5 protein-coding genes are annotated in these 5166 nt (G+C 70.2%); all 5 read right to left on the bottom strand.

Annotated elements, in window-relative coordinates; all coding sequences use genetic code 11:
- Positions 1 to 55: 55 nt before the first annotated feature.
- Entirely contained in the window at positions 56 to 499 is a 444-nt protein-coding gene (locus tag GUY60_RS34060) for a heat shock protein transcriptional repressor HspR (RefSeq protein WP_161704981.1), read from the bottom strand.
- Positions 500 to 502: 3 nt separating this feature from the next.
- A complete protein-coding gene (dnaJ, locus tag GUY60_RS34055; protein ID WP_161704979.1) occupies positions 503 to 1693 on the bottom strand; it encodes a molecular chaperone DnaJ in 1191 nt (396 codons plus the stop codon).
- A 33-nt stretch (positions 1694 to 1726) separates the two neighbouring features.
- Positions 1727 to 2419, bottom strand: coding sequence for a nucleotide exchange factor GrpE (gene grpE, locus GUY60_RS34050; RefSeq protein WP_161704977.1), 693 nt, complete (start codon positions 2417 to 2419; stop codon positions 1727 to 1729).
- Positions 2416 to 4275 carry a molecular chaperone DnaK gene (gene dnaK / locus GUY60_RS34045; protein WP_161704975.1) on the bottom strand — a complete coding sequence of 620 codons (1860 nt, stop codon included), beginning with the start codon at positions 4273 to 4275 and terminating at the stop codon, positions 2416 to 2418. The genes grpE and dnaK overlap by 4 nt, the downstream gene beginning before the upstream one ends.
- Positions 4276 to 4511: 236 nt before the next feature.
- The coding region (locus GUY60_RS34040) for a class I SAM-dependent methyltransferase (protein WP_161704974.1) at positions 4512 to 5166 on the bottom strand (655 nt) is incomplete at its 5' end.

The following is a 5166-nucleotide window of genomic DNA, read 5'->3' as shown; positions in this document are numbered from 1 at the left end:
GGCCCGCCCCCTCGTTCGAGGGTGCGGGCCTGCTGCGTCGTGCCGAGGAGCGGTGCTACTCCGAGCGCTTGGGGCGCCAGACGACCAGGGCACTCGGCGGGTGCGCCTCCTGGTAGGGCACCAGGTCGCGGCGGTACGAGGCATGTACCTGGGCCTCGCGCTGCTGCATCGCGGCCGCGGCGCCCTCGACCGCCGCCGACAGCTCGGCGACCCGGGACTGCAGCGCGGCAACCTGGTTCTCCAGCTCGATGATGCGCTTGATCCCGGCGAGGTTGATGCCCTCCTCCTGCGACAACTGCTGGACGGTGCGCAGCAGTTCGATGTCGCGGGCGGAGTAACGCCGACCGCGCCCGGCCGTACGGTCCGGGGAGACCAGGCCGAGGCGGTCGTACTGCCGCAGGGTCTGCGGGTGGAGTCCGGAGAGCTGGGCCGCCACCGAGATGACGTACACCGGTGTCTCTTCAGTGAGTTGGTACGGGTTACGCCGACGGCCGTCCATCTCTCAAGCTCCCTTCGCGGCCTGGAACAGTTCTGCCCGCGGATCGTCCTCCGCAGTCGCCTTGCGGTACGTTTCGAGCGCTTCCTGGGCCTCGGGGCTCAGTTCCGTGGGAACCGCCACCTCGACCGTGACCAGAAGGTCGCCCCGAGTGCCGTCCTTACGGACCGCACCCTTGCCGCGGGCGCGCATCGTACGACCGTTGGGTGTTCCGGCGGGCAGCTTCAGCGTGACCGAAGGGCCGCCGAGTGTCGGCACCTTCACCTCGCCGCCGAGCGCCGCCTCCGCGAAGGAGACCGGCACGGTGACGGTGAGGTTGTCGCCCTTGCGGCCGAAGACCGGGTGGGCATCGACATGCACCACCACGTACAAGTCGCCTGCGGGGCCGCCGCGTTCGCCGGGGGCGCCCTTGCCGCGCAGCCGGATGCGCTGCCCGTCCGAGACACCCGCCGGGATACGGACCTGCATCGTCCGCGAGGACTTCGCCCGGCCCGAGCCCTTGCAGACCTCGCAGGGCGTCTCGGCGATCAGGCCGCGGCCCTTGCAGTCCATGCACGGGTCGGTGAGCGAGAAGCCACCGCCGCCGCCGCGCGAGACCTGCCCGGTGCCGACGCAGGTCGGGCACACGCGCGGTGTGCCGTTCTTGTCGCCGGTGCCCGAACACGCCTTGCAGGGCGCCTGCGAGGACATCCGGAGCGGGACCGTGGCCCCGTCCACCGCTTCCGTGAAGCTCAGCGTGACCTCGGACTCGATGTCCTGGCCGCGGCGGGGCTGCGTACGCGTACCCGCGCCCGCGCCGCCGCGGTTGAACAGGCCGCCGAAGACGTCCCCGATGCCACCGCCGCCGAAGCCACCGGCCCCGCCGCCCGCGCCCTGGCCGCCGCCTCCGAAGAGGTCGCCCAGGTCGAAGTTGAAGTTCCCGCCCCCGCCGGCGCCCGGACCGGGCCGGAACCCGCCGTTGCCGAAGAGGGCGCGCGCCTCGTCGTACTCCTTGCGCTTCTTGGGGTCGCCGAGGATGTCGTTCGCCTCGGAGATCTCCTTGAACCGCTCCTCCGCCTTGGGGTTGCCCTTGTTGGCGTCGGGGTGGTTCTCGCGCGCGAGCTTGCGGTACGCCTTCTTGACCTCGGCGTCCGTCGCGTCCTTGGGGACGCCGAGGACCTTGTAGTAGTCCTTCTCGATGAAGTCCTTGGTGCTCATCCCCGACGTCCCTCCTTCCTGCTGCCGGTCACGTCAGCCCTCGTCCGGGCCACCGCTGTCCTTGTCGTCCGCCGCTTCGGCGGTCTCGGCCTTGCTGTTGCTGTCGCCGTCGCTCTCGCCCTTGACAGGCTGCGCGCCGGGCTGCGGCTCGGCCACGGCCACCCGCGCGGGGCGGATGGTGCGCTCGCCGATGCGATACCCCGGCTGCAGGATCGCGACGCAGGTCGTCTCGGTGACGTCCGGTGCGTACGAGTGCATCAGGGCCTCGTGGATCGTCGGGTCGAAGGGCTCGCCCTCCTTGCCGAACTGCTGCAGGCCCATCTTCGCGGCGACCGTCTCCAGGGACTCGGCCACCGACTTGAAGCCACCGACCAGCTCGCCGTGCTCGCGGGCCCGGCCGATGTCGTCGAGCGTGGGCAGGAGTTCGGTCAGCAGGTTCGCCACGGCGACCTCCTTGACCGCGACCCGGTCCCGCTCGACCCTGCGGCGGTAGTTCTGGAACTCGGCCTGGAGCCGCTGGAGGTCGGCGGTGCGCTCGTTGAGCGCGGACCGCGCCTGGTCCAGCTGCGCCGTCAGGCCGACGCTCGCTGCTGCATCGTCCCCGGCCGGGGCCGCCCCCTCCTCGTCGGAGGAGGGAGCGGCCTGCGGCTCGGCGGCCTCAGGGGTGTCGCCGGAGGAGACGTCAGCGGGCTCGTTCTCGTCGAAGCCCGGGGTCTCCTCCGTCATGCGGCGCCGCCCTTCGGCTTCTCGTCGTCGACGATCTCGGCGTCGACGACGTCGTCGTCGGCCTTGGCCTCGGCGCCCGGAGCGTCAGCGCCCGGGGCGTCGCCGCCCGCGGCCTGCGCGGCCTGGGCGTCGGCGTACATCGCCTGGCCCAGCTTCTGCGCGACGGCCTGGACCTTCTCGGTGGCGGTGCGGATCTCGGCGGAGTCGTCGCCCTTGAGCTTCTCCTTCAGCTCGGTGAGCGACTCCTCGACCTCGGTCTTCACCTCGCCGGGGACCTTGTCCTCGTTGTCCTTGAGGAACTTCTCCGTCTGGTAGACGAGCTGCTCGCCCTGGTTACGGGACTCGGCGGCCTCGCGGCGCTTGGTGTCCTCGTCCGCGTACTGCTCCGCCTCCTGGCGCATGCGGTCGACCTCGTCCTTCGGCAGCGAGGAGCCGCCGGTGACGGTCATCTTCTGCTCCTTGCCCGTGCCCAGGTCCTTCGCGGTCACGTGCATGATGCCGTTGGCGTCGATGTCGAAGGAGACCTCGATCTGCGGGACGCCACGCGGGGCCGGCGGCAGACCGGTCAGCTCGAACATCCCGAGCTTCTTGTTGTACGCCGCGATCTCGCGCTCGCCCTGGTAGACCTGGATCTGCACGGACGGCTGGTTGTCCTCGGCCGTCGTGAAGATCTCGGAACGCTTGGTCGGGATCGTGGTGTTGCGCTCGATGAGCTTCGTCATGATCCCTCCCTTGGTCTCGATACCGAGGGACAGCGGGGTCACGTCGAGGAGCAGGACGTCCTTGACCTCACCCTTGAGCACACCGGCCTGCAGGGCGGCGCCGATGGCGACGACCTCGTCCGGGTTGACGCCCTTGTTGGCCTCCTTGCCGCCGGTCAGCTCCTTGACGAGCTCGGCGACGGCCGGCATACGGGTCGAACCGCCGACCAGGACCACGTGGTCGATCTCGGACAGCTGGATGCCGGCGTCCTTGATGACGTTGTGGAACGGGGTCTTGCAGCGGTCGATCAGGTCCTGCGTGAGCTGCTGGAACTGGGCGCGCGTGAGCTTCTCGTCCAGGTGCAGCGGGCCCTCGGCGGACGCCGTGATGTACGGCAGGTTGATCGTGGTCTCGGTCGAGGACGAGAGCTCGATCTTCGCCTTCTCGGCGGCCTCGCGCAGGCGCTGGAGCGCCATCTTGTCCTTGGAGAGGTCCACGCCGTGGCCGTTGTTGAACTGCTTCACCAGGTAGTCGACGACGCGCTGGTCCCAGTCGTCGCCACCGAGGTGGTTGTCGCCGTTCGTGGCCTTCACCTCGACGACGCCGTCACCGATCTCCAGGAGGGACACGTCGAACGTGCCGCCACCGAGGTCGAAGACGAGGATCGTCTGGTCGTCCTTGTCCAGGCCGTAGGCCAGGGCGGCGGACGTGGGCTCGTTGACGATGCGCAGGACGTTCAGGCCCGCGATCTCGCCGGCCTCCTTCGTCGCCTGACGCTCGGAGTCGTTGAAGTACGCCGGGACGGTGATGACCGCGTCGACAACCTTCTCGCCCAGGTAGGACTCGGCGTCCCGCTTGAGCTTCTGCAGGATGAAGGCGCTCATCTGCTGCGGGTTGAAGTCCTTGTCATCGATGGTGACCTTCCAGTCAGTGCCCATGTGGCGCTTGACCGACCGGATGGTCCTGTCGACGTTGGTGACCGCCTGACGCTTCGCGACCTCGCCGACGAGCACCTCACCGTTCTTCGCGAAAGCGACGACGGACGGCGTGGTCCTGGCGCCTTCGGCGTTGGTGATGACGGTGGGCTCGCCGCCCTCCAGAACGCTGACGACGGAGTTAGTCGTGCCCAGGTCGATGCCGACCGCACGTGCCATTTCAATTCCTCCATGACTTGAGTGGAACAGGCTCAAGGATGCATGACGGATCCGAGCGCGTCAACAGAGCTGAGTCGAGCCGACTCAACTTTTATCCCGCCCTTACGGGCAACACTGATGCGCCTGCTCCCTGAGTGGCGCCCCGACCGCCCCCGCAGCCCCTCGAACCAGGGCCTTCCGGACACCCGTCCCAGACTCCTCCCGGCCCCCACCGACTGCAACCGACGCCCTCCGCCCTACAAGGCGTCCTTGCGGAACAGCACCAGGTCGCACCGGAGCAGCCGCCCCGAGGACGGGTCGGCCGGGCCGGGCACCAGTGACATCAGGGACATGCCGAGGGTGCCCCGCGCGAGCGTCAGCGCCTCGTCGAAAAGCAGCCCGTCGGCCTGCGGCCCCGCGAACGAGGTCCGCACCTGCAGTCCGGTGAGCTCGTCGGCGTGCTCGCCCGCGCCGCGCAGCACCCGGGACGCGTGGTCGCGGACGTCCAGCTTGAGGAAGGCCCGCTCGCCGGGCGCCACCACCTGCTCCCACAGCTCGTCGAGGCGGCGCGCCTCGCCCGTACCGTCGCCCAGCGCGTACGGCAGCACGCTCCAGGCGTCGTCCTGTGCGGCGGCCCGTTCGAGGTGGCGGCGGGGTACGTCGAGCGGCTCGAAGGAGGCGATCCGGCCCCGGTACCCGGCCCGCCGCAGCTCACCCCCGAAGCGACCGGCACGCGCGCCCACGTCCACGACCAGGTCGGCCTCGAACGCGTCGAGCAGCCGCACGAGCCGGGCCGCGGGCGGATCCCCATCGGCCCCCCGCTCGAACCCGAAGTGCGCCGCGGCCCCCCGCACCCGACCGCGCACCGTCTCCGTCAGCCGGGGGAAGGAGGGGACGGGGAGGGAGGAGAGG

This window comes from Streptomyces boluensis (genome assembly GCF_009908195.1).
GTDB lineage: Bacteria > Actinomycetota > Actinomycetes > Streptomycetales > Streptomycetaceae > Streptomyces > Streptomyces boluensis.
The sequence above is the reverse complement of the archived record's forward strand: the minus strand, read 5'-3'. Positions and strand labels throughout refer to the sequence as shown.